Origin of the sequence: Streptomyces sp. WM4235, assembly GCF_001279725.1 — a bacterium.
Classification (GTDB): Bacteria; Actinomycetota; Actinomycetes; order Streptomycetales; family Streptomycetaceae; genus Streptomyces.
In genome coordinates this window covers 34,761-56,483 of the sequence record NZ_LGDE01000404.1, presented here as the reverse complement: position 1 = coordinate 56,483, position 21,723 = coordinate 34,761, and the positions used below count along the sequence as shown (strand labels likewise).

20 protein-coding genes are annotated in these 21,723 nt (G+C 74.5%); 9 read left to right on the top strand and 11 right to left on the bottom strand.

Translation table 11 applies throughout. The features are described from left to right. A partial coding sequence (locus tag ADK55_RS23880; protein WP_234350216.1) for a glycoside hydrolase family 31 protein occupies positions 1-816 on the top strand: 816 nt, incomplete at its 5' end. A gap of 18 nt (positions 817-834) precedes the next feature. Here the strand turns inward: ADK55_RS23880 and ADK55_RS23875 are convergent. Then, positions 835-1,344: an NUDIX domain-containing protein gene (locus tag ADK55_RS23875; protein WP_053681832.1), complete on the bottom strand. Its 510-nt coding sequence runs from the start codon at positions 1,342-1,344 to the stop codon at positions 835-837. A gap of 23 nt (positions 1,345-1,367) precedes the next feature. Between ADK55_RS23875 and ADK55_RS23870 the strand changes: the two genes are divergently transcribed. From ADK55_RS23870 to ADK55_RS23855, 4 genes are all read left to right on the top strand, one after another. Continuing rightward, positions 1,368-2,084: a M15 family metallopeptidase gene (locus tag ADK55_RS23870; protein WP_234350215.1), complete on the top strand. Its 717-nt coding sequence runs from the start codon at positions 1,368-1,370 to the stop codon at positions 2,082-2,084. A gap of 13 nt (positions 2,085-2,097) precedes the next feature. After that, positions 2,098-2,436, top strand: a complete 339-nt coding sequence (locus tag ADK55_RS23865) for a DUF962 domain-containing protein (protein WP_053681830.1) — start codon at positions 2,098-2,100, stop codon at positions 2,434-2,436. 63 nt (positions 2,437-2,499) lie between these two features. Continuing rightward, positions 2,500-2,955 (top strand): Zn-ribbon domain-containing OB-fold protein, encoded by a 456-nt coding sequence (locus ADK55_RS23860; protein ID WP_053681829.1) that lies wholly within the window; start codon positions 2,500-2,502, stop codon positions 2,953-2,955. Further along, positions 2,952-4,142, top strand: coding sequence for a lipid-transfer protein (locus ADK55_RS23855; protein WP_053681828.1), 1,191 nt, complete (start codon positions 2,952-2,954; stop codon positions 4,140-4,142). Before ADK55_RS23860 ends, ADK55_RS23855 begins: the two co-directional genes overlap by 4 nt. 215 nt (positions 4,143-4,357) lie before the next feature. Here ADK55_RS23855 and ADK55_RS23850 read toward each other — a convergent pair whose 3' ends face one another. Genes ADK55_RS23850 through ADK55_RS23835 form a run of 4 tightly spaced genes read right to left on the bottom strand, consistent with a single transcriptional unit; the run spans position 4,358 to position 8,762 of the window. Next, positions 4,358-4,984: a GTP-binding protein gene (locus ADK55_RS23850; RefSeq protein WP_053681827.1), complete on the bottom strand. Its 627-nt coding sequence runs from the start codon at positions 4,982-4,984 to the stop codon at positions 4,358-4,360. Further along, positions 4,965-5,405 (bottom strand): DUF742 domain-containing protein, encoded by a 441-nt coding sequence (locus tag ADK55_RS23845; RefSeq protein ID WP_078999323.1) that lies wholly within the window; start codon positions 5,403-5,405, stop codon positions 4,965-4,967. Before ADK55_RS23845 ends, ADK55_RS23850 begins: the two co-directional genes overlap by 20 nt. A 10-nt stretch (positions 5,406-5,415) precedes the next feature. Then, complete coding sequence (locus ADK55_RS23840; protein ID WP_053681826.1) at positions 5,416-5,853, bottom strand: roadblock/LC7 domain-containing protein; 438 nt, start codon at positions 5,851-5,853, stop codon at positions 5,416-5,418. Next, positions 5,850-8,762: a nitrate- and nitrite sensing domain-containing protein gene (locus tag ADK55_RS23835; RefSeq protein ID WP_053681825.1), complete on the bottom strand. Its 2,913-nt coding sequence runs from the start codon at positions 8,760-8,762 to the stop codon at positions 5,850-5,852. The genes ADK55_RS23840 and ADK55_RS23835 overlap by 4 nt, the downstream gene beginning before the upstream one ends. A gap of 409 nt (positions 8,763-9,171) precedes the next feature. Between ADK55_RS23835 and ADK55_RS23830 the strand changes: the two genes are divergently transcribed. Further along, a complete protein-coding gene (locus ADK55_RS23830; protein ID WP_199826613.1) occupies positions 9,172-9,597 on the top strand; it encodes a hypothetical protein in 426 nt (141 codons plus the stop codon). Positions 9,598-9,655: 58 nt separating this feature from the next. On the opposite strand, the gene ADK55_RS23825 is transcribed toward ADK55_RS23830, so the two are convergent. The 4 genes from ADK55_RS23825 to ADK55_RS23810 are packed head-to-tail and all read right to left on the bottom strand — an operon-like array spanning position 9,656 to position 17,084. Further along, positions 9,656-14,341, bottom strand: a complete 4,686-nt coding sequence (locus ADK55_RS23825; RefSeq protein WP_053681824.1) for a hypothetical protein — start codon at positions 14,339-14,341, stop codon at positions 9,656-9,658. 60 nt (positions 14,342-14,401) lie between these two features. Continuing rightward, positions 14,402-15,298, bottom strand: a complete 897-nt coding sequence (locus ADK55_RS23820) for a hypothetical protein (protein ID WP_053681823.1) — start codon at positions 15,296-15,298, stop codon at positions 14,402-14,404. Continuing rightward, positions 15,295-15,537: a hypothetical protein gene (locus tag ADK55_RS23815; protein ID WP_053681822.1), complete on the bottom strand. Its 243-nt coding sequence runs from the start codon at positions 15,535-15,537 to the stop codon at positions 15,295-15,297. The genes ADK55_RS23820 and ADK55_RS23815 overlap by 4 nt, the downstream gene beginning before the upstream one ends. Next, entirely contained in the window at positions 15,534-17,084 is a 1,551-nt protein-coding gene (locus ADK55_RS23810; RefSeq protein WP_420713683.1) for a hypothetical protein, read from the bottom strand. Before ADK55_RS23810 ends, ADK55_RS23815 begins: the two co-directional genes overlap by 4 nt. 101 nt (positions 17,085-17,185) lie before the next feature. Here ADK55_RS23810 and ADK55_RS23805 point away from each other — a divergent pair, with 101 nt between their 5' ends. The 3 genes from ADK55_RS23805 to ADK55_RS23795 are packed head-to-tail and all read left to right on the top strand — an operon-like array spanning position 17,186 to position 19,415. After that, a complete protein-coding gene (locus ADK55_RS23805; protein WP_053681838.1) occupies positions 17,186-17,944 on the top strand; it encodes a LamB/YcsF family protein in 759 nt (252 codons plus the stop codon). Then, positions 17,941-18,552 (top strand): 5-oxoprolinase subunit B family protein, encoded by a 612-nt coding sequence (locus ADK55_RS23800; protein WP_053681820.1) that lies wholly within the window; start codon positions 17,941-17,943, stop codon positions 18,550-18,552. Before ADK55_RS23805 ends, ADK55_RS23800 begins: the two co-directional genes overlap by 4 nt. Continuing rightward, positions 18,549-19,415, top strand: coding sequence for a biotin-dependent carboxyltransferase family protein (locus ADK55_RS23795; RefSeq protein ID WP_053681819.1), 867 nt, complete (start codon positions 18,549-18,551; stop codon positions 19,413-19,415). The genes ADK55_RS23800 and ADK55_RS23795 overlap by 4 nt, the downstream gene beginning before the upstream one ends. Before the next feature lie 101 nt (positions 19,416-19,516). On the opposite strand, the gene ADK55_RS23790 is transcribed toward ADK55_RS23795, so the two are convergent. Further along, complete coding sequence (locus ADK55_RS23790; protein WP_053681818.1) at positions 19,517-20,914, bottom strand: hypothetical protein; 1,398 nt, start codon at positions 20,912-20,914, stop codon at positions 19,517-19,519. 340 nt (positions 20,915-21,254) lie between these two features. Continuing rightward, positions 21,255-21,677 carry an ankyrin repeat domain-containing protein gene (locus ADK55_RS23785; protein WP_053681837.1) on the bottom strand — a complete coding sequence of 141 codons (423 nt, stop codon included), beginning with the start codon at positions 21,675-21,677 and terminating at the stop codon, positions 21,255-21,257. Positions 21,678-21,723: the final 46 nt, after the last annotated feature.

The following is a 21,723-nucleotide window of genomic DNA, read 5'->3' as shown; positions in this document are numbered from 1 at the left end:
GGGATGCAGCGGTACGGGGGTACCTGGTCGGGGGACGTGGAGAGCGGGTGGGAGGGGCTGCGGGCTTCGCTGGCGTTGGTGTTGGGGCTCGGTTTGTGCGGGGTGCCGTACTCGGGGCCGGACGTGGGCGGGTTCGGGGGCTCGCCCTCACCGGAGTTGTACCTGCGGTGGTTGCAGTTGGGTGCGTACCTGCCGTTGTTCCGGACCCACTCGGCGATCTGGGCGGGGCGGCGGGAGCCGTGGGAGTTCGGGCCGGAGGTGGCGGAGCACGCGCGGGGGGTGTTGGCGGAACGGGAGCGGCTGCGGCCCTACCTGGTGTCGCTGGCCCATCTGGCGCGGCGGACCGGGGCCCCGTATGTGCGGCCGTTGTGGTGGGGGGCGCCGGAGGACCGGGTGTTGCGGGACTGCGAGGACGCGTTCCTGCTGGGGGACGCGCTGTTGGTGGCGCCGGTGTTGGAGTGCGGGGCGGACCGGCGGGCGGTGCGGCTGCCGCGCGGGCGCTGGTACGACACGGTGACGGAGGTGGTGTACGAGGGGCCCGGACAGGTGCTGTTGGACGCTCCGCCGGGCCGGATGCCGGTGTTGGCGCGGGCGGGTTCGGTGGTGCCGGTCCGGGGCGGGGACGGGTCGGTGGTGTGGGAGGTGTGGGCTCCGGCGCGGGGGCGCACGGGCGGGGGGGTGGTGATCCGGGATCCGGGGCCGGGGTTCGAGCCGGGGGTGGTGGAGCGGTACTCCGTGCGGTGGGTCGGGGAGTCGGTGGTGGTGGAGGACGAGGCCGGGGAGGTGGTGGAGGGGGTCGTGGTGCGGGGGCTCTGAGGGCCCTCGCCGGGGGCGTCAGGCGTAGGAGCCCGCGAACCAGGCGGCCACCGCTTCGGTGTGCAGGGGGAAGGCCAGGTCGGTCGGTTCGCGCAGGAGGTGCCAGCCGGTGGTCTCGTCGGTGGCGACGGACTTCGGGAGGGCGGCGGCGGGGCGGCGGGGCAGCAGGCCGAAGAGGAGCAGGTGGCCCGCCGGTGAGCTCTTGGCGTCGGCCAGGGTGACGTCGGAGGCGGTGGCCTCGATGCCGGTCTCCTCGCGCAGTTCGCGGACCACCGCTTCCCGCCAGTCCTCGCCGAAGTCGATGAAGCCGCCGGGGAGGGCGACGCCGCCCAGGGCCGGTTCGATGGTGCGGGTGATGACGACGAGGCCGGTTCCGTCCGCGTCCTCGACGGGGAGGAGGGTGATGGCCACCGGGAGCGGGTTGCGGTAGGTCGTGGCGCCGCACGTGGCGCACCTACGGGGCCAGGCGGTGGTGTCGAACGGTGCTCCGCAGGTGGAGCAGTGGGCGTTCCTCGGCTGTTCCGGCATCCGGTGATGGTATGCCAAGGCGTATGAGGACGATGGTGGTCGTGGCGTTGTCGGGTGCGCTGGTGACGGGTCTGGCGGGGGCCCCGCCGCCGGGGTTGGTGGCGGAGGAGGTCGCGCCGCCGGGGTTCGTGGCGCTGGTGGACGTGGATCCGACGATCGGTCAGGACGTGCGGTACGCGTCGGCGCGGAACTTCACGGGCCGGCCCGTCGAGGGGTACGAGGAGCCCGTCTGTCTGCTCGCGCGCCCGGCCGCCGATGCCTTGCGGCGGGCTCAGGCCCGGCTCTTGCGCGAGGGACTGTCGCTGCTCGTGTACGACTGCTACCGGCCGCAGCGGGCCGTGGACCGGTTCGTGCGGTGGGCCGCGGACGAGGGGGACCAGTCGACGAAGGAGGAGTTCCATCCGCGGGTGGACAAGTCCCGGCTGATCCCGGAGGGCTATGTGGCCCCGCGGTCGGGGCACAGTCGCGGGAGCACGGTGGACGTGACGCTGGAGCGGGTGCCGGGCGGGGAGCCGGTGGACATGGGGACGGCGTTCGACTTCTTCGATCCGCTCTCCCACACCGACGACCCTCGGGTGGTCGGGGCGGCGCGGGGCAACCGGGAGGCGCTGGGGCGGGCGCTGGCCGGGCAGGGCTTCGTGAACCTTCCGCAGGAGTGGTGGCACTTCACGTACCGGCCCGAGGTCTTCCCCGACCGGTACTTCGACTTCCCGGTCTCTGTCGCGGCGGTGCGGCCCTGAGTACGGTGCCCGCATGACTTTCGGTTCGTACGAGGAATTCTGGCCCTACTACGTCGCCATGCACTCCAAGGCCGCGACCCGCTGGGTGCACCTCACGGGGACGCTCGGCGGGCTCGCGCTGTCCGTGTACGGGGTGGCGCGCGGTCGCGGGCGCTACCTCGCCGCCCTGCCGCTGATCGGTTACGGGACGGCCTGGCCGGCGCACTTCCTCATCGAGGGGAACAACCCGGCCACCTTCGGGCATCCGGGGTGGTCGCTGCGCGGGGACGCGCGGATGATCCGGATGATGCTGGCCGGGCGGGACGCGGAGTTGGACGAGATCGCCCGGAAGTGGCTCGCCGAGAACCGGTGACCGGGAGCGAGCCCCGTGCGAGACTTTCTGACGATCCGTCAGGAGTCGATTCGGGGAGGGGTCTTGGAACGCACACGCACACCCGTCGTGAGCGGATGGTTCACGGGCACGGAGGCGGGCGGCGATTTCCGGCTGCTCGGCACCCGGTGTTCCGCCTGCGCCGCCGTGTTCTTCCCGCGCGAGGACGCCTGCTGCCGCAACCCGCACTGCCCGGGTGACGGGCGGCTCGCGGAAGTGCCGTTGTCCCCGCGCGGGCGGGTCTGGTCCTTCACGGACGGGCGGTACCGGCCCCCCGCGCCCTATGTGTCCGACCCCGCCGAACCCTGGGAGCCGTACACCCTGGTCGCGGTGGAGCTGGAGGCCGAGGGCATGGTCGTGCTCGGGCAGGCGGCGCCCGGGGTGACCGTCGCCGACCTTGCCGTCGGGATGGAGGTCGAGGTGGTCGGCGGGGTGCTGAACGAGGACGCCGAGACCGTCTGGACCACATGGCGGTTCCGGCCGGTGGAGGTGCGCGCGTGAGCGCCGACGTGGCCGTCCTCGGTGCCGGGATGCATCCGTGGGGCAAGTGGGGTCGGGGGTTCGTCGAGTACGGGCGGATCGCCGCCCGCTCGGCGCTGGCCGACGCACGGCTCGACTGGACCGACGTGCAGTCGATCGTCGGGGCCGACACCGTGCGCTCGGGCTATCCCGGCTACGTGGCCGGGGCGACCTTCGCGCAGGCGCTCGGCTGGCAGGGCGCGCGCGTGACCAGCGTGTACGCGGCCTGCGCCTCCGGTGCCCAGGCCATCGGGGCGGCCCGGGCCCAGATCCTGGCCGGGCTGGCCGACGTGGTGCTGGTGGTGGGCGCGGACGCCGCCCCCAAGGGGTTCTTCGCCCCTGCGGGCGGGAACCGGCCGGACGATCCGGACTGGTTGCGCTTCCGGGTGCTGGGCGCGACCAACCCGGCGTACTTCGCGCTGTACGCCCGTCGGCGGATGGCCCTGTACGGGGACACCGGTGAGGACTTCGCGCGGGTCAAGGTGAAGAACTCCGTCGCCGGCGCGCTCAACCCGCACGCCCGCTACCGCAAGACCGTGACCGCCGAGGAGGTGGCGGCTTCCGCGGTCGTCGCCGACCCGCTGCGGCTGCTGGACATCTGCGCCACCTCCGACGGGGGCGCCGCGCTGGTGCTGAGCAGCATGGACTACGCCCGCTCGCGCGGGTTCGCGGACCCGGTACGGATCCGTGCGGTGTCGACGGTGACGCCCACCTACCCCCGTACCGTCCTCGACCTGCCGGACATCGCCACCGATTCGATGACCGCCGTACGGCCGGCGGCCGGGTCCTTCCGGGCGTCCATCGCCCGCGCCGCGTACGAGGAGGCGGGGCTGGGACCGGACGACCTGTCGCTCGCGGAGGTGTACGACCTGTCCACGGCCCTGGAGTTGGAGTGGTACGAGGACATCGGCCTCTGCGGTGAGGGCGAGGGCGCCAAGCTCGTCCGGGAGGGGGCGACCGCGCTCGGGGGTCGGATGCCGGTCAACACCAGCGGCGGGCTGGCCTCCTTCGGGGAGGCGGTGCCGGCGCAGGCGATAGCCCAGGTGTGCGAGCTGACCTGGCAGTTGCGGGGTACGGCCGGGGAGCGGCAGGTACCGGGCGCGCGGGCCGGGATCACCGCGAACCAGGGGCTGTTCGGGCACGGATCGGCCGTCGTCGTCGTACGGTGACCCGCGCACGACGACGAGCGCGGTCCGGGGGCTTGACGACCCCTGGTGGCGGGTTCACACTCGCTGCACGGTCCCGCGCCGCGACCGGGATCCCGTGACCCCCCATGAGAGCTGCGGCCCGTACCCCAGTCGGCGGGGGTACGGGCCGCCTCCATGCGCGGGGAGGGCCCCGGTGGTGGGGATCCGGTCGGCGGCGTCCCTCGCGGGACGCTCGTTCAGGCGCCGGCGGTCGTCATCCGGCGGCGGGCCCGGGCCAGTGACATCGCGTGCTCCACGACCCCCACCAGCACGTCCTTGACGGACTCGCGGTCGCGGGCGTCGCACAGCAGCACCGGTACCCCGGCGTCGAGGTCGAGGGCCTCCCGGACGGTCACCACCGGGTGCCGGTCGGCGCCGTCGAAACAGTTGACCGCGACCACGAAGGGGATGCCGCGCCGCTCGAAGTAGTCGACCGCGGCGAAGCAGTCGGCGAGCCGGCGGGTGTCGGCGAGGACGACCGCGCCGAGGGACCCCTGGGCCAACTCGTCCCAGAGGAACCAGAAGCGGTCCTGTCCGGGCGTGCCGAACAGGTAGAGCACCAGGTCCTCGCGGAGGGTGATGCGGCCGAAGTCCATGGCCACGGTGGTGGTGGTCTTCCCCTCCACTCCTCCGATGTCGTCGATGCCGACGCCGGGTTCGGAGAGTTGTTCCTCCGTCCGCAGCGGTCTGATCTCACTCACCGCACCGACCAGGGTGGTCTTGCCCACCCCGAAGCCACCCGCGACCAGGATCTTCAAGGTCAGCGGCTCGACCGGCGACACGGCATGCATCGCGCCGGTGCGGCTAGAGCGCCCGAAGGCCATTGATCACCTCACGCAGAATGGATTCGTCGGGCAGTTCGGCCGGGGGCACCGGCCGGGTCACATGGACCAGTTCGTCGTCCACGAGATCGCCGATCAGGACGCGGACGACCCCGATCGCCAGGTCCAGATCGGCGGCGAGTTCCGCCACCGACTGGGGGCGACCCCGGCAGAGCCCGAGGATGTGGGCGTGTTCCGGGGACAGGGTCACGTCCCAGACCGGGTCGTCGGCCGCCGATTCGGCGACCACGAGGGCGATCAGGTCGAGGCGGTGCTGACCCGAGTGGCTGGTCCGGCCGCGGGTCATCGCGTACGGGCGGACGACCGGGCCCGCGTCGGCGTCGAACCAGTGCGTGGGCTCGGGCACCGTCTCGGGGCCGCTGCCGGGGGTGTCGGCGGGGTGGTCCTGACCTGAATCGCTCATGCCGTCCTACTCACCCTCCGGCTGGCAGCCCGGTGCGCGGGGTGGTCGCCAGGTGGTCGCCCACTCGCTTGACCATCAGGGTCATCTCGTAGGCGACCTGGCCGACGTCCGACTCGGCGTCGGCGAGCACGGCCAGGCAACTGCCGTCGCCGGCGGCCATGACGAACAGGAAGGCCTCGTCGAGCTCGACCACGGTCTGGCGGACCCGGCCGGAGTCGAAGTGCCGGCCCACGCCCTTGGCCAGGCTGTGGAAGCCGGACGCCACGGCGGCCAGGTGCTCGCTGTCCTCGCGCGTCAGGTCCTTGGAGCTGCCGGTGGGCAGGCCGTCACCGGAGAGGACCACCGCCTTGCGGATGCTGCCGACCTTGTCGACCAGCTCGTCGAGGAGCCAGTTCAGCGGGCCGGAGCCGCGGCCCCTGGTGTCGTTGCCGGTCTGCGGTGCGGTCATCGACCGTCCCCTTCGTTCTCGTATCCGGGATCCGCGGCGGCGGGCGTGCCCGCCGCGGCCGCGGACTGCTGCGATGCGTGCTGATTGCGTCCCGCGGTCCAGCCGCGCTGGAGGGCGGACATGCGGGTGCGTACGTCCTCCGCGTCCCGGTCCTCGACCGGTTCGGCGGCGGCTTCGGCCGGGGCGGCGGCCGGGGAGTTCTTGAGCTGGGGCGCCAGGTTGGCCTGGCGCACCCGGCGGGGCAGGCCGGCGGGGGCCTGGGCCGGCCTGGGGACCCGGGCGGCCCCGGCGGCCTGGGGGGATCCGGGCGCCTCGGGTCGTGAGCTCTCGGGTCGGGGGGTCGTCTCGGGTTGGAGCCGGCCGGCCTTGCCGCCCGGCGAGAACGGGGGCACCGGGCGCGGTTCCACCCGGCGGCCGTGCTCCGCCACCAGGGTCGGGGCGGGACGACGGCGGGGCAGGGGTACCGTGCCCGAGCCGCGCGGGGCGTCCGGGCGGGCCGCGGACACGGTGTCCGGGCGCGGACGCGAGGGCCGAACGGGGCCGGTCGGGGCCGGCGGCTCACGGTCGCCGTCGAGCTCGCGGTTGAGGTCCCACCGGCGTTCCGTGCCGCGGTCGCCGATCCGGTCGCCCTTCCAGGCCGCGCCGCGCTCCGGGAGCCGGTCGGTGCTCGGACGGCCGGCGGGGCGCAGGCCCAGCAGGGCGCTGCGCGAGATGCCTCCGGGCGGGGTCTCGTCGTCGAGGGTGGCCATCGGCGGCCGGCCGCCGACTCCGGTCAGGCCGGTGATCCCGGCGGTGACCTCGTCGGGGGCGGCGGGTTCGTCGATGCCGTCCAGTCCCAGGAGGCCGAGGGGACTCTCCAGCTCGACCGGGCCGTTCAGGACGGCGGGGGGCAGCGGCCGACCGGCGGGCGCGCCCTCGATGGCGGTGGATCCCGGCCGGCCCGCGCCCTTGCCGAGCTTCGCGGCGGCGGCGGGCTTGAGTCCGTCGAGGCGGATGCCGGTGCCGTTGGTGTCGGGGGCCTCGGTGAGCAGTTCCACCGGGAGGAAGACCACCGCGGTGGTCCCTCCGTACGGGCTGTGCTGGAGGACGACCCGGATGCCGTGGCGGCGGGCGAGCCGGCTGACCACGAACAGGCCCAGCCGGTCAGTGTCGGACAGTTCGAACTCGGGGGTCTCGGCGAGCCGGAGGTTGGCGTCGAGGAGCGCTTCCGGGTTCATGCCGAGGCCGCGGTCGTGGATCTCCAGGGTGAAGCCGTTGGCGACGCGTTCGCCGTGCACCTGGACCGCGGTGTGCGGCGGCGAGAAGACGGTGGCGTTCTCCAGGAGTTCCGCGACGAGGTGGGTGACGTCGGCGACGGCGGGGCCCTCGATGCCGATGCGCGGCAGGCGCCGCACCTCGATGCGCTCGTAGTCCTCGACCTCCGCGACGGCGGCGCGCACGACGTCCATCAGCTGGACCGGCTTGCGCCATTGGCGGGAGGGGGCGGCGCCGGAGAGGATCACCAGTCCCTCCGCGTGGCGGCGCATGCGGGTGGTCATGTGGTCCAGGCGGAAGAGGTCCGCGAGTTCCTCGGTGTCCTCGGTGCGCCGTTCCATGGTGTCGAGCAGGGTCAGTTGGCGGTGCAGGAGGACCTGGTTGCGGCGGGCGAGGTTGACGAAGACCTCGGAGACGCCCCGGCGCAGTTCCGCCTGTTTGACGGCCGCCTCCACGGCGGCGCGCTGGAGGCTGTTGAGGGCGAGGGCGACCTGGCCGACCTCGTCCTTCTCGAACTCCAGCCGGGGGGCTTCCGTCTCCACGTCGACGTGTTCGCCGGCGGCGAGCCGGCGCATGACGCCGGGGAGGCGGACGCCGGAGGCCTCGTGGGCGTCCTTGCGGAGCCGGGACAGGTCGCGGATCAGGTCGCGGCCGATGCGTACGGACAGGACGAGGGAGACGAGCAGGGCGATGAAGCCGAGGATGCCGGCGACGGCGGCCTGGACGAGGACGTTCATGGCGGCGGGTTCGACCCGCCGCTGGTAGCGGTCTCCGGCCTCGGTGCCCATCGTGGCGAGGCCGTCCAGGACCTTGCCGGCGGCCTCGTCCCACTGGGCGGCGGTGAACGCGCGCGGGTTGCGGCGGGCGCCGTCGGTGATGAACCGTTCCTCGGCGTCGCGCAGGGCCTTGGTCTCGGGACCGCTCCAGTAGTGCTCGAAGAGGGTGCGGTCCTCGGCCGGGAGGATGGCGAGGTTGAACTCGTAGAGCAGGGCGCGGTTGGCGGCGAGGTCCGAGACGCCGCGGACGTCGACGGGGCTGACGACCTTGGCGGCCAGGGCCGCGGCGACGACGGCGTCCTCGCGGGAGAGCGTCTCGCGGGCCCGGGTGATGCCGACGAGCGCGCGGCCCTGCTTGTCCATCTCCACGTTCTCCAGGGCGTGGAGATTCATGAGGAACTCGTGGCAGGGGTCGACGAGGCGGCTGTAGAGCTCCAGGGCCTGGTTCGTGTCGAGGCTGTTGCGGTCGACGGACCGGCGCAGCGCCTCGATGCCGCGGAAGGCTTCGAGGATGGAACGCAGGCGTTGGGCGGTCTCGGGGGCGAGCTCGTCCATCACCTCCGGGTCCTTCGCGTTCTCGGTGATGGTCCGGACGGCGGCGTCGGTGGCGGCGCGGCTCCTGGTCAGCTCGGCGGTGGCGGCCGAGGCCCGCGGGTCGCCGATGAGGACGAGGGTCTGGCGCCGTTCCTTCTGGATGACCCGGACGACGTCCTCGATGGGGTATCCGACCTTCTCGATGACGTACGCGACGTCGAGGAGTTGGACGGCCTGCCGACCGGTGATGACCGTCGAGAAGCCCCAGAGGGCGGTCAGGGAGACGAGCGGCACAAGGAGCAACGCCACGATCTTCCGGCGGATGGACTTCCCGCGAAAGCGCATGGCCTCCCCAGCCTCCCCCAGCTCAACCCCGTTGCCGGGGGTAGGTGTTCCGTCATTTAAACGGCGTGAGCCTACTACTGCCACCGGGCGCCTTCGAAGGCCTGTCCGGACGTTTTCGGCCGACACCTCCGGTGAAGATCGCGAGTTGTCCGATAGATCCGGTCAAGTCCAGCCCGATATGTGGCACATGACACCTGGTGGGCCATCGGTTCCCGCAAGGGAGCGGATGGCTGGAACTCTCCGTTCCGTGCCGTTCGGGCACTCGGGAGAAGTCCGCGATGCGGGAATCTCCGGGCCGTCCCGGACGTCTGTCTGTTCGAGGGACGTTTTGGGGACACTTTGGTGGAGACGTTCGGATCGTCATCGTCGGGGACGCATGGCGGACCACGTTGTGGGGAGTGAGCGGAACATGAGGATGTACGAAGAGGACGGCGCGGTGACGGAGGGGTCCGGGCACGGGCTGTGGATCGAGGAGCCCGCCAGGCGGTACCGGTTGCCCGACCCGGTGCGGACGTCCGCGGTGCGGGCGGTGCTGATCGTCGCGGTCACCCTGACCCAGTCCACGATCACCTTCTTCCTCGCGTTGACCGGGTCCTGGCTGGTGCTGCCGATGGCGCTCGTCGCGATAGCGGGCACGGTCGTGGCCACGTGGGGCGTACTGGACGTACTGATCACCCGGCAGACGTGGAACCAGCGGTACGGGGTCGTCTCGGCGCCCGGCAGCGCCGCCCGCGCCGGGCGCCGGGAGCGGGGGCGGGGGCGGGGGCACGCCGGTGCGGGACCGCCGGTGTCCCGGCCCGCCCGCATACGACACCCCGCCCCCGGCCGGGGGTAGTCCGGCCCGGAGCGGGGTGACGGGGTACGAGGCGGCCGTGCGGCCGGAGCGGGTGCGGTCAGGCGCCCACCGCGGAGCGGCGGTACATGCGGGTGGCCGTGATCTCGCCGTGGATCGTCTCCTCGTCGGGCGACTGCTGGGGCAGGCCCGGACGCAGGTGTTCCTCGACGCTGATGTACTTCAGGCCCGCGCGCAGGTCCGCGTCGTTGCGCAGCCGGATGACCAGCGGGAACTCCGCGAGCGCCGTGGTGTCGAACAGGCCCGTGGTGTAGAGGAGCTGGACGCCGAGCGCGTCCGAGACGGCCCGCTGGAGCTCCAGCAGGTAGGTGGCGTTCGCGCGGCCGATCGGGTTGTCGAGGAACAGCGTGCCCGCGTGGCGGTGCTTGTCGCGGCCCCGGTCGTTGCTGCGCAGCGCCGCCATCGTGCAGTAGAGGGCGATGGCGGCGGTGAGCAGCTGCCCGCCGGAGAACACGTCGCCCATCTGGCCGACCGGGACGCGCTCGGCGCGCAGGACGGCGTCCGGCTTGAGGATCTCGACCGCGATGCCCTTGGGCTCCAGTGCGGCCTGCACGCCGCGCAGCAGCAGTGACATGCCGTCGCGCCGGCCCTCTCCGAAGGAGGCCGCGCTGTTCTTCTTCACGGCCGCGCGGGTGGCCTCGTCGATGACCTCTCCCAGCCGCTCGGTGAGCGTGGCCTGGTCGGGCTCCTCGAAACGGATACGCAGGAACTCCTGACCCGACCACTCCCCCAGGCCCTCGGGCAGTTGGGAGAGCCGTTGGGCGGAGCGCAGGGTGGCGAGGGCGGACTCCACCAGGCCGCGCAGTCGGTCGACGATGCTGCCCCGGTTGCGTTCCAGCTGTTCCAACTCGTCGGTGAGCACGCGCAGTCGGGGCGCGAAGGCGGTGGCCCAGGCGGCGGCGTGTTCGGGCAGGGCGGAGGCGGGGAGTTCGCGGATCTGCTGGCGGGCGGGGGTGCGCACCTGCTCGTAGCGGTTGGCGTTGGCGTGCCGGACGAGGATGTCGCTCGCCTCGCGCACGGCGGATTCCGCCGCGGAGAGGTCGGCGGCGCAGCCGCGCAGGGAACGGCGTGCCTCGGTGGCCGACTGGCGGGCCTCCTCCAGGGTCCCCGGGTGGGGCACCGGCTCCTGTTCGTCGTCCTGGTGGGTGTGGTCGCGCAGCAGGTCCCGGAGCAGGGCCGCGGTCTCGTCGAAGCCGCCGGCGCCGTCCTCGGCGGTGCGGTGGGCGCGCAGCAGGTCGGCGTGGGCGGCCCGGGCGCTCTCGACGGCGGCGGTGTGGGCGGCGAGCCGGGCGGTGGCGGCGCGCAGCAGGCCCTGGGCCTGTTCCACGTTCTCGGGGACGAGGTCCTCGGGGAGTTCGGTGTGCGCCTCGCCCTCGGCGGGTGCGTGCCGTTCGGCCTCGCCGCGCAGTCGGCCGAGCTGTTCGCTCGCGGTCGAGGCGCGGGTCTCCAGCATCTGTACGAGGGATTCGGCGCGGGCGGCGGCGGCCTGCCGGGACGGGCCGTCGGATCCGTCGGTGCCTTCGAGGAGTTGGGCGGCGCGGGTGCGGACCTTGTTGGTGAGGCGGTCGAGTTCGGCGAGGGCGGCGCTTTCGGCGCTCTCGGCGCGGGCCTGTTCGGCGCGCAGGTCGGCGCCGACCCCGACCTTCTCGTAGAGCTGTGAGGCGGCCCGGTAGGCCTCGCGCAGGTCGGGCAGGGGGGCCTTGGCGGAGCCGTCGTCCGCCGGGAGCGGCTCGGGGGCGCCGGCGATCTCGGAGCGTTCGGCCCGCAGCGCGCGGGAGGTGCGGCGGGCGTCGTCGGCGGCGCGTTGGGCGGCGCGGCGGTCCTCGTCGGCGGCGCGGGCCCGGTCCAGGCAGACCTCGGCGCGGGCCTCGGACTCGGCCGCGTCGTCGGCGAGTTCGCGCAGCCTCGCCTGCCAGCCGGCGCGCTCGCGCAGGCGGTGGGCGAGGCCGGCGAGGGCGTCGGCGACGCGGCGGGCGCGCTGGGCGGTGTCCTGGCGTTCCTCGCGGACGCGGGCGGCGTCGGCGGCGGCCTCGTCCGCCTCGGCGCGTACGGTGCGGGTCTCGGCGAGTTCGGCGTCGGCCTCCTCGGCGAAGGCGCGGGCGGCCTCGGCGTGCCGGGCGAGTTCGGCGAGGCGGCCGGGCGGGCAGCCGGTGCGCCAGGAGGCGAGTCGGGCGGCGAGTTCGCGGTCGCCGGAGAGGCGGGCGGCCAGGTCCCGGATCTCGGTGTCGCGGGCGGTGGCGCGGGTGCGCAGGGCCTGGCGCTCCGCGTCGGCGGCCTGCTCGTCGTGCATGGCCGGGTTCGGCGACACGATGAAGATGCCGGAGACGTCGCTGTCGGCGTCGGTCGGGGGCAGGGGCGCGAGCAGGGCGGCGGCGGTGCCGACCGCGACGGTGGAGCGGGGCAGCAGGGCGGCGCCGGACAGGACCTCGCGGGCCCGGGCGTGGGTGTCGGGGTCGGTGATGACGACGCCGTCGACGAGTTCGGGGCGGGCGGCGAGGACGGCGGTGTGGTCGGCGGGGTCCACGGACTGGGCGAGGTAGCGCCAGCCGGGGAGGGCGGGGATGCCGTGTTCGCCGAGGTACTCGACGGTGGCGAGGACGTCGGGTCCGGGCGGCAGGAGTCCGCCGTCGCCGAGGGCGCCGAGGATGCGGGCGTCGTCGGCGGCGGCGGTGCGCAGCTCGAAGAGTTGCCGTTCGGCGGCGGCCACCCCGTCGGTGAGCAGGGTGCGGAGGTCGTCGGCGCCCCGGTCGAGGTCTTCGACGGTGAGGCCGCCGTGAAGCGCGGTCGAACCGTCGGAGGCGGGGCCCTGTTCGGGGGTGGTGGGCGTGTCGTTCGGGGTGCCGTCGTCGCCGCGCGGGTGCGGGACGGTGGCGTCGGGGGCGCCCGGGAGGCCCAGGAGGGCGGCCAGGCGCGGGGCTTCGGCGAGCGAGGCGGCGGCGCGGGCCTCCGCCTCGTGCGCGGACTCGGCGGCGTCCGCGGCGTCCGCGGCGCGGGCGGCGGTGAGTTCGGCGCGGGATTCCGCGGTGGCGGCCTCGCGGGCGGTCTCGGCGGCGGCGCGGGCGGCCTCGCGGGACTCCTCCCAGGCGGCGACGGCGGTCTTCTCGGCGTCGCTGGCGGCGAGCGCGGCGCGGGCGGGGTCGGCGTCGGGTTCGGAGTCGTCGAGCCATCCGGCCTCGACGGCCTCGGCGGTCTCCTGTTGGACCTCCGCGAGGCGGGCCCGGAGGTGTTCGGCCTCGCTGCGGGCGCGCTGGGCGGCGGTGGCGGCGGAGGTGGCGTCGCGGTGGGCGGTCTCGCCGAGGGCCTGGAGTTCCGCGGACCGTTCCTCCTCCTCGTTGGCGAGGGTCTCGCCGTGTTCGGCGGCGGTGTGCAGGGCCCGTACGAGTTCGGCGGCGGCGGTGGCGCGTGCGGCCAGCGCCGGGGCGGCGTCCCGTTCGGCTTCGAGGATCGCGGCGGCGACGCGGGCGGAGCGGTCGGCGGCGGCCCGGTGGCGCAGCACGATCTCGGCGGCCTGCCAGGCGGAGTGCAGGGTGCGGGCTTCGAGGAGTTCGCGGCGCTGGGCGGCGGCGGCCTTGTCGGCGACGGTGAGGGCCAGCGAGGCGTGCCGGTAGGCGAGTTCGGCTGACACGGCGGCGCTACGGCCGCGGGCGGTCTCGGCTCCGGTGACCTGGTGGGCGGCTTCGGTGACCCGCTGGGCGAGGTCGGCGGCGCGGCCCCGTTCCTCGACGGCGCGGGCGGACAGCCGCCGGGCGAGGGTGCGTGTGCGGCGTTCGGCGCCGGCGTGGACGTCGCGCAGCCGGGAGCGGGTCTCGGCGGCTTCGACGATGCGGTGCAGGAGGTCGACCGAGCCGGCGGTGAAGTCGCGTTCGGCCATGAGTTCGGCGCGGCGGCCGAGTTTGTTGCCGAAGCCGTGGACGAGGTCGGCCAGTCCGTCGGTGTCGCGGGTGTCGGTGACGGCGCGCAGCAGCAGGTCGGTGAAGTCGGAGTCCTTCTTGACGGCGAAGAGGCCGGCGGCCTCGCCCTCGTCGGCGTTCATCTCGCGCTGGTAGCGGAACAGTTCGGGGTCGAGGCCGACCTCGGTGAGGTGTTCGTTCCAGCGGTCGTGGATCTCCTCCCAGTACACCTCCAGGTGCGGGTACGCCTTGCCGGCGTCGGTGAGGGCGTCGCGGAAGCCCTTCATCGTGCGGCGGCGGCCCTGTGCGCCGGACGCGCCCTCGACGGGCGGTCGGACGGCGGTGGCCTCGGCGACGGGGAGGTTGTCGAGGCCGAGTCCCGGTCCGGGGCGGAAGGAGTACCAGGCCTCGGCGAACTTGCGGGGGTCGTTGGAGACCTGCCGGCCCCGCCATTCGCTGACCTTGCCGACGACCACGCACTCGCCGGTCTGGGTGTGCTGCCATTCCAGGGCGACGTGGCCGCAGTCGTCGGCGAGCAGGAACTTGCGCAGGACGCCCGAGCTGGCGCCGCCGAGGGTGTTGCGGTGGCCGGGCAGCATCACCGAGAAGATCAGTTTGAGGAGGACGGACTTGCCGCCGCCGTTCTCCAGGAAGAGCACGCCCGCGGGCGCCGGGCGCCGGGGCGGGCCGGTGGGCTCGTCCTCGAAGAACTCCGCCTGGGCGGGCGCCGGGTGGGGCACCGGTTCGCCGACTCCGCGCAGGTCGAGCACGGTGTCGGCGTAGCGCGCGCCGGCGGGCCCGATGGAGTAGAGGCGGATCCGGGACAGCTCGTACATGGCGGCGGACTCTCGTGGTCTCTCGTGGGTCGTACGGAGGACAGGTGGCGCGGGGCTCGCTCAGGCGTGGAAGGGGAGCCCGGCGTCGGCGGCGAGCTCCAGGTCGTCGCCCTCGGGCGGCGGCAACAGGGTGGCGGAGCCGTCGCTGACGGGGACCACGCCGAGTTCCAGCAGTTCGGCCATGGCCGCGCTGCCCGCCATGTCGCGGACCTGGAGCTGGTAGCGGGGGGTGGTGCGGTAGGTGCCTCCGGCGTCGTCGCCGGTGCGCTGGAGGAAGCCGGATTCGGTGAGGAAGGCGGCGGCCTTGCCGACGATGCCCGTGGTGGAGCCGGCGAGCCGTCGGGCGTCCTTGGTGGCGCCGGTGGCGGAGCGGCGGGCGTAGACCCGCCAGCCGGCCTCCAGGCCGGGGGCGTCGGAGGCGGGGTCGGTGTTCTCGCCGAGTTCGTCGGCGCGCTCTTCGAGGCGGCGGCAGGTCTGCCGGACGAAGGCGTCGACGCCGTTGACGGTGATCCGGCCGATGTAGCCGTCGTCGGCGAGGTCCTCGGGGCGCGGGAAGGCGAGGGCGGCGACGGCCAGGTGGGCGAGGCCGTGCAGGAAGCGGTCGCCGCCGTCGGCGGTGGTGCGGCGGGCGTAGTCACCCATCCGGACGGCGAAGACGGAATCCTCGCCGGCGGCCACGGCCATGCCGGCGCGGGGCGAGACCTCCAGCACGATCAGGCCGAGGCCGGTGGCGACGGCGTCGGCGAGGCGGCCGAAGGCGGGTTCCTCGCGGTAGCGGCGCAGCAGTTCGGCGTACTCGGCGTCGCGGGCGGGCAGCAGCTTGGGCTGGAGTCCGAACGCGACGAGGCGCGCCGCGTCGGCGGCGTCCGCCGGGGTCACGGGGTGGGTGGTCCCGGTCGGAGCCGATGCCGCGTCGGGCTCGCTCCACGCGGGGTGCTCGGCGTGGGTCTCGCTCACGGGTGCGGCTCCTCGGCAATGCGGTACGGGTGGTGGTCTCGGGGGGCGCGGGCCGGGTCGGCGGCGGGGCGGGCGGCGGGGCGCCGCCGGGGCCGCGGGAGTCCGGGCGACGAGCGCGTCGGGGTGTCCGCGCGGCGTTCGGTCGGCGCCGGGGCGGTGGTCGCGCCGGTGGTGGTCGCGCCGACATGGGTGACGCGGGCGGTGGTCGCGCCGACAGCGGTGACGCGGGCGGTGCTCACGCCGCCTCCGTGCGGTCCGCGGTCATCGCCGCGGAGTCGAGGAGCGCGGTGCCGACGATCAGGTCGGCGCCGCCGAACTCCGGGTCGTCGAGCTCGGCGCCGTCGTCCACGGCGAACAGGAGTCGTTCCTCGCCCTGGCGGTAGGCCGTGCCCACGGCGGGGCTCGCCGCGTGGACAGCCAGCAGTGCCACCAGGTACGGCAGGTCGGGGTCCTCGCGACGGGCCTCGGCGAGCAGGCCGGAGAGCCGGCGCGGGGCGTCGTGCGGCAGGTCCAGCAGCTTCATGGCGGCGGCGAGCTGCTCGTCGCTGAACCGGCTGTCGTCGGGGGTGGCGATGAGGTCCGGTTCGGGCATCTCCACGCCGAGGTGTTCGCGTTCCTGGGGCGGGGTCAGCAGGATCTCGACCAGGTCCGCCATCCGGACCGAGACGGGGGTGCGCAGTCCCGTGCCCGCCGCGAAGAAGGCGTCGGTGACCCGTGTCGCCTGCTCCAGCGGCAGCGGCAGGACCGGGGAGACGAGTTGTCCGTACAGGTCGATGCCGGTGCGCGGCGCGGGGGCGGCGAAGGCCTGGCGGTCCTGTTCGGCGCGGAAGAGCGGACCGGCGTCGAGCAGCCGGGACTGGAGCTGGGTGTGGCGGCGGATGCAGTCCTTGACGATGTCGACGAGTTCGGCGGCGCGCCGCTTGTTGTCGGGGTCCTCGGCCTCGTCCCGTGCCTTGCGGATGTTGGTCAGGATCGCGTTCTCGTGCCGGTAGCGGTCGGCGACGTGGTCCAGCGCTTCGGCGATCATGTCGGGGACGGCCTCCAGCCAGTCCACGGCGCGTACGTTGCGGCGCGTGGCGTCCAGGGTGCGGCGCAGCGTCTCGGCGTACTGGACGGTCCGGTAGCGCGCCTGTTCGGCGGCCAGTTGGGCGTCCGCGAGGCGGCCCCGGCTGATCAGCACCTCCAGCTTGACCTCGGCGGCGATCTGGGCGCTCGTGACGTCGGTGTCGAGGGCTCCGACGAGGACGTTGACGGCCTCGTCGGTGGTGCGCAGGTAGACGACCCCGCCGTGGCCGGGGACCTCTTCGATCAGCTTGAAGTCGTAGTCGCGGCGGACGTACACGCCGTCCGGGCCGAAGGTGCCGTACATCGCGCGGAAGCCCCGGTCGACGCTGCCTACGTTGATCAGGTTCTCCAGGACCCAGCGGGCCACCCGCTCGTGTTCGGCGACCGGCCGGGCGGGCGCCTGTGCCGCGACGCGCGGCAGCAGCCTGGCCACTATCTGCTCGTGGTCCGCGCCGGTGTCGAAGTCCATGTTGAGCGTGACCAGGTCGATCGCGGACAGGGCGACCTCGGCCATCGCGTAGACCCCGTACTCGCCGGCCAGATTGGCCTTGCGCACGTCGAGGTCGTGGAGCGGGGCGGTGCAGGCGAGGGCGCGCAGCCGCCGGGCCAGGCCCTCGTCGGCGGCCGGGCCCGGCGCCGGGGACGGAAGGGTCTTCGCCGGGGCAGGGAGAGTCACGACGGAAAGACTAGGCGCTGACACGGACAACATCCCAAACGGCATGGTTCGGCCGGATCGTCCCCGGTCGCTCGGAGCGGGCGCTGTTCTACGCTCACCGCATGGCTTCCATGATCACACCGATGGCCACGCCCGCGCACCCGCCCGTGATCGACCTCAACGCCGACCTCGGCGAGGGATTCGGTCGCTGGACGCTGACCGACGACGAGGCGCTGTTGTCCGTCGTCACGAGCGCCAACGTGGCCTGTGGTTTCCACGCCGGGGATCCGTCCATCATGCGTCGCGTGTGCGAGCTGGCCGCCGAGCGGGGGGTGCGGATCGGGGCGCAGGTCTCCTACCGGGACCTCGCCGGTTTCGGCCGGCGGGCGATGGACGTGCCGGCGGGCGAACTGGCGGACGAGGTGGCGTACCAGATCGGGGCGCTGGAGGTGTTCGCGCGGGCGGCCGGTTCCCGGGTGTCGTACGTGAAGCCGCACGGCGCCCTGTACAACCGCACCGTGCGCGACGCGGGGCAGGCCGGGGCGGTCGTCGCGGGCGTGCGGATGGCCGCCGGTACGGGCGGGCTGCCGGTCCTGGGGCTGCCCGGGTCGCTGCTCCTGTCCGCCGCCGAGGAAGCGGGGTTGACGGCCGTGCCGGAGGCGTTCGCGGACCGGGCGTACACGGCGGAGGGGACGCTGGTGCCGCGCGGGGAGCCGGGGGCGGTGGTGCACGACCCGGACGCGGTGGTCGCCCGCGCCGTGCGGATGGCCGCCGAGCGGTCCGCGACCGCGATCGACGGCTCCCCGGTGGCCGTGCCGGCGCGTTCGCTGTGCCTGCACGGGGACACCCCGGGGGCGGCGGACCTCGCCCTGCGGGTGCGTCGGGCCCTGGGCGCGGCCGGGGTACGGGTGGAGGCCTTCGCGTGAGGGCGCTCGCGGTGGGCGACCGGGCCCTGCTGCTGGAGGCGGACTCGGCGCAGGAGGTGGCCGCGCTCCACGCCGAACTGCTGCGGCGGCGCGCGGAACTGGGCGGCGTACGGGAGATCGTGCCGGCCGCGCGGACCGTGCTGCTGGACGGGGTGGTGGAGCCCGCCGCGCTGGCGGCCCGGATCGCCGGGTGGGAGGTGCCGCCGCTCGCCAGGAGCGAGGGGCCGCTGATCAGCGTCGCGGTCCGCTACGACGGGCCGGACCTGGCGGAGGTCGCGCGGCTGTGGGGGGTGGGGCCCGGGGAGGTGCCGGGGATCGTGGGGTCGGTCGAGTTCCGCGTGGCGTTCTGCGGGTTCGCGCCCGGTTTCGGGTACCTGACCGGGCTCCCCGAGCGCCTCCACCTGCCCCGACGGGCCACGCCGCGTACGGCCGTGCCGGCGGGCTCGCTGGCCCTGGCGGGCGCCTACACGGGGGTCTACCCGCGCTCCTCCCCCGGCGGCTGGCAGTTGATCGGAACCACCGGGGCCGTGTTGTGGGACCCGGGGCGGGAGCCGGCGGCGCTGTTCGCGCCGGGGGTGCGGGTGCGGTTCGAGGAGGCGGGGTCGTGAGCGGGCTGCTGGTGGTGCGGGCGGGTGCGCTGACCACCGTCCAGGACCTCGGCCGGCCGGGGTACGCACACCTGGGCGTCCCCCGTTCGGGTGCGCTGGACGTCGGGGCGCACACCCTGGCCAACCGGCTGCTGGGCAACGCCCCGGGCGCGGCGACGCTGGAGACCACCCTCGACGGGGTCGCGCTGCGGGCGTCGGGCCCGGTCACGGTGGCGGTCACGGGGGCGCCCTGCGCGGTACGGGTCTCGGGCCGCCCGGTGGCCTGGGGGGCGCCGGTCGCGCTGCGGGAGGGGGCGGAGCTGGAGGTGGGGGCGGCGGAGTCGGGGCTGCGCGGCTACGTCGCGGTGCGGGGCGGGTTCGCCGTGCCCCCGGTGCTGGGGAGCCGGGCCACGGACCTGCTGTCGGGCCTGGGGCCGCCGGTGCTGTCGGCGGGCGTACTGCTGCCGGTGGGGCCGCCGGGCCGGGACCCGGTGCGCGGGGTCGACGCCCTGGGGGTGCCGGGGCCGCCGACGGAGCTGGTGCTGCCGCTGGGGCCGGGGCCGAGGGCCGACTGGTTCGAGGCGGAGTCGGTGGCCCGGCTGCTCCGGGCCCCGTACCGGGTCTCGGCGATGTCCAACCGGATCGGGCTGCGCACGGAGGGGGGTCCCGCGCTGGTCCGGCGCCGGGTCGGGGAGCTGCCGAGCGAGGGGATGGTCCTGGGCGCGGTCCAGGTCCCGCCGGACGGGCTCCCCGTCGTCTTCCTGGCCGATCACCCGGTCACGGGCGGCTATCCCGTGGTGGGCGTGGTTCCCGCGGGCCCCGCCCTGGACGCGGCGGCGCAGGCCCGGCCGGGGGTGACGGTCCGTTTCGTGCGGGGTCTGTGAGGCGCCCGGGGTGTCCCCGGGGTGCGGGCGGCTTGGCGAGCCGCCCGCCATGGCCCGGCAGGGTCCGGAAAAAGGGTCCGCCGGGGTCCGGAGGGGACGGCCTACACCGTCGACTCCGGTGCGATGCGACTGCGCACCGCCGACTGCACGTCCTCCTCCTCCGCCGGGTCCGCCGCCAGGCGGCGCAGCCGGGGGGCGACGCGGGCGTCGGCCGTCTCGGCGTGGTGGGCGGCCACCTCGCGGGTGGTCTCCTCGCAGTCCCACAGGCATTCCACCGCGAAGCCGGCCGCGAACGACGGATCGGTCTGGGCCAGGGCCCGGGCGACCCGGCCGCGCAGGTGGGAAGAGGCGGTTTCCCGGTAGACGTGGCGCAGTACGGGCGCCGCGCAGCCGATGGCGAGGCGGCCGGCCCCGTCGACGAGGGCGAACAGGTGCCGGGTGTCCGGTCCCGAGCCGCGCACCGTGGAGCGCAGGGCGCCCAGGACGAGCCCGGCGTCCTCGGCTCCGCCGCGGGCCGCGAGAAGGGTCGCGGCGGCCGCTCCGAGGGCGTCGGGGCGGTGGACCCAGCGGCGGGCCCGTTCCACGGCTCCGGGGCCGCACATGCGTTCGTAGGCGGCCACGGCGGGCTCGTCCCCGGCGGCTTCGATGAGGTCCAGGACGGCCGGGTTCTCCGGTTCGGCGAGGACCAGGTGGTGCAGGGCGGTGGCCCGGGCGGCCTCGCCCGAGGCGCCGGCCGCGGCGGCGAGGATCGCGGAGCGGTCCTCGGGAGCGGCCACGGCGGCCAGGCAGCGGGCCGCGGGGACGTGCAGCGGGGTGCCGCGGCTCAGTCCGTCGGCGGCCCAGTCGAAGACGGCCTGGACTCCCCAGCCGGGCTGGGGTCCCTTGGGGGTGAGCTGGCGCTGCCAACGGTCGAAGGAGCCCTGTCGGCGGGCGGCGCGCAGTCGCTCCCCGTGGGGGGCGGACTCCTCCCACAGGCACCAGGGCCGGGGTTCGTAGGCGTCGCGGATGGCGGCGGCCAGCCGCGCCTCACCCTCGGCGGTGACGGGGAAGCGGGCGACGACGGGCCCGGCGAGGGAGCGCAGTCCCTCGTCGTCGTCGCGCAGGGCGAGCTCGTCGAGGGCCCAGGCCCAGTTCGCGCCGGAGGCGGCGTAGCGGCGCAGCAGCATGAGCGCGTCGTCACGGCCGTACGAGGCGAGGTGGCCGAGGACGGACAGGGCGAGCCCCGTGCGGTGGTCCTCCTCGTCGAGGAGGTCGTCGGCGCTGAAGAGGTGGCTCTCGATGGCGCCGAGGGGACCGTCGAGATCGAGGTAGAGCCGGGCGTAGTAGAGCGAGCGGTTCTCGACCTGCCAGTCCTGGCGCGGATCGCTGATCACGCACTGGTCGAGGGCCTCCAGGGCCTCCGCCCGGGGCGCCGCGAGTGCGTGCAGCGTGCCGTCGCCGCGGCCCCTCTGGAGGAGCCCGAGCAGGGTGCCGCTTGGCGCTATGACTGGTTCGAACATGGGAATGGCCTCAAATCAAGCTGGGGACGCAACCGGGAATCGGGATTCACAGGGCCGCGTAACAGCATGTGAGGACGTTCGCCGTCATGTTCCGCTCGATGTAGACCATTGCCTTCTCACTCTCGTCGGTGCTTCGCGACCGTGGCGGCCGGTTCGGCAGGGAGGGTATGGACACCTCTTGTGTCCAGCCCGCTCCTGCCCGTCCGTCAAGTTCGCGAATCGAATCCGACGCCATGATGACCCAGTCGGTTTGTGCACCGCGACCACATTTACGGCCGCCGTGACCAACCCGTGAGGTCCGGGGCCGGTCAGACCTTGCCAGGTCACGGCCAAAACCGGACTACTTGGCTCCGAACAGTTCCAGCAGATCGGCCTTGGCGAACATGCGCGCCGTGTCCACGGCGGAGGGGGTTCCGGCCTCGGGGTCGGCTCCGCCGGCGAGCAGCGCGCGGATGACGGCCTCCTCGCCCTTGAAGACGGCGCCGGCGAGCGGGGTCTGGCCCCGGTCGTTGGCGCGATCGGCCTCGGCGCCGCGGGTGAGCAGGGCCGTGACGGCCTCGGCGTGGCCGTGGTAGGCGGCGAGCATGACGAGGGTGTCGCCGCGGTCGTTGGTGAGGTTCGCCGGGACCCCGGCGTCGAGGTACGCGGCCAGCGTCTCGGCGTCACCCTGACGGGCGAGGTCGAAGATCTTGGTGGCCAGTTCGATGACGTCCTCGTCGGGAACGCCCTGCGGGCCGGCGCCTTCCGGGGTGTGCTCGCTCATCGTTCGTACCGCCTTTCGCTTCGCCGTCACGGCACCCGTTTCCCCA

Bases quoted from the DNA above. Each gene is read 5' to 3' on its own strand.
- ADK55_RS23810 (WP_420713683.1), bottom strand. From the start codon at position 17,084: ATGCCGTTTGGGATGTTGTCCGTGTCAGCGCCTAGTCTTTCCGTCGTG.
- ADK55_RS23865 (WP_053681830.1), top strand. From the start codon at position 2,098: ATGACTTTCGGTTCGTACGAGGAATTCTGGCCCTACTACGTCGCCATG.
- ADK55_RS23850 (WP_053681827.1), bottom strand. From the start codon at position 4,984: ATGGCCTTCGGGCGCTCTAGCCGCACCGGCGCGATGCATGCCGTGTCG.
- ADK55_RS23845 (WP_078999323.1), bottom strand. From the start codon at position 5,405: ATGAGCGATTCAGGTCAGGACCACCCCGCCGACACCCCCGGCAGCGGC.
- ADK55_RS23875 (WP_053681832.1), bottom strand. From the start codon at position 1,344: ATGCCGGAACAGCCGAGGAACGCCCACTGCTCCACCTGCGGAGCACCG.
- ADK55_RS23840 (WP_053681826.1), bottom strand. From the start codon at position 5,853: ATGACCGCACCGCAGACCGGCAACGACACCAGGGGCCGCGGCTCCGGC.
- ADK55_RS23785 (WP_053681837.1), bottom strand. From the start codon at position 21,677: ATGAGCGAGCACACCCCGGAAGGCGCCGGCCCGCAGGGCGTTCCCGAC.
- ADK55_RS23825 (WP_053681824.1), bottom strand. From the start codon at position 14,341: ATGTACGAGCTGTCCCGGATCCGCCTCTACTCCATCGGGCCCGCCGGC.
- ADK55_RS23835 (WP_053681825.1), bottom strand. From the start codon at position 8,762: ATGCGCTTTCGCGGGAAGTCCATCCGCCGGAAGATCGTGGCGTTGCTC.
- ADK55_RS23790 (WP_053681818.1), bottom strand. From the start codon at position 20,914: ATGTTCGAACCAGTCATAGCGCCAAGCGGCACCCTGCTCGGGCTCCTC.
- ADK55_RS23870 (WP_234350215.1), top strand. From the start codon at position 1,368: ATGAGGACGATGGTGGTCGTGGCGTTGTCGGGTGCGCTGGTGACGGGT.
- ADK55_RS23830 (WP_199826613.1), top strand. From the start codon at position 9,172: ATGAGGATGTACGAAGAGGACGGCGCGGTGACGGAGGGGTCCGGGCAC.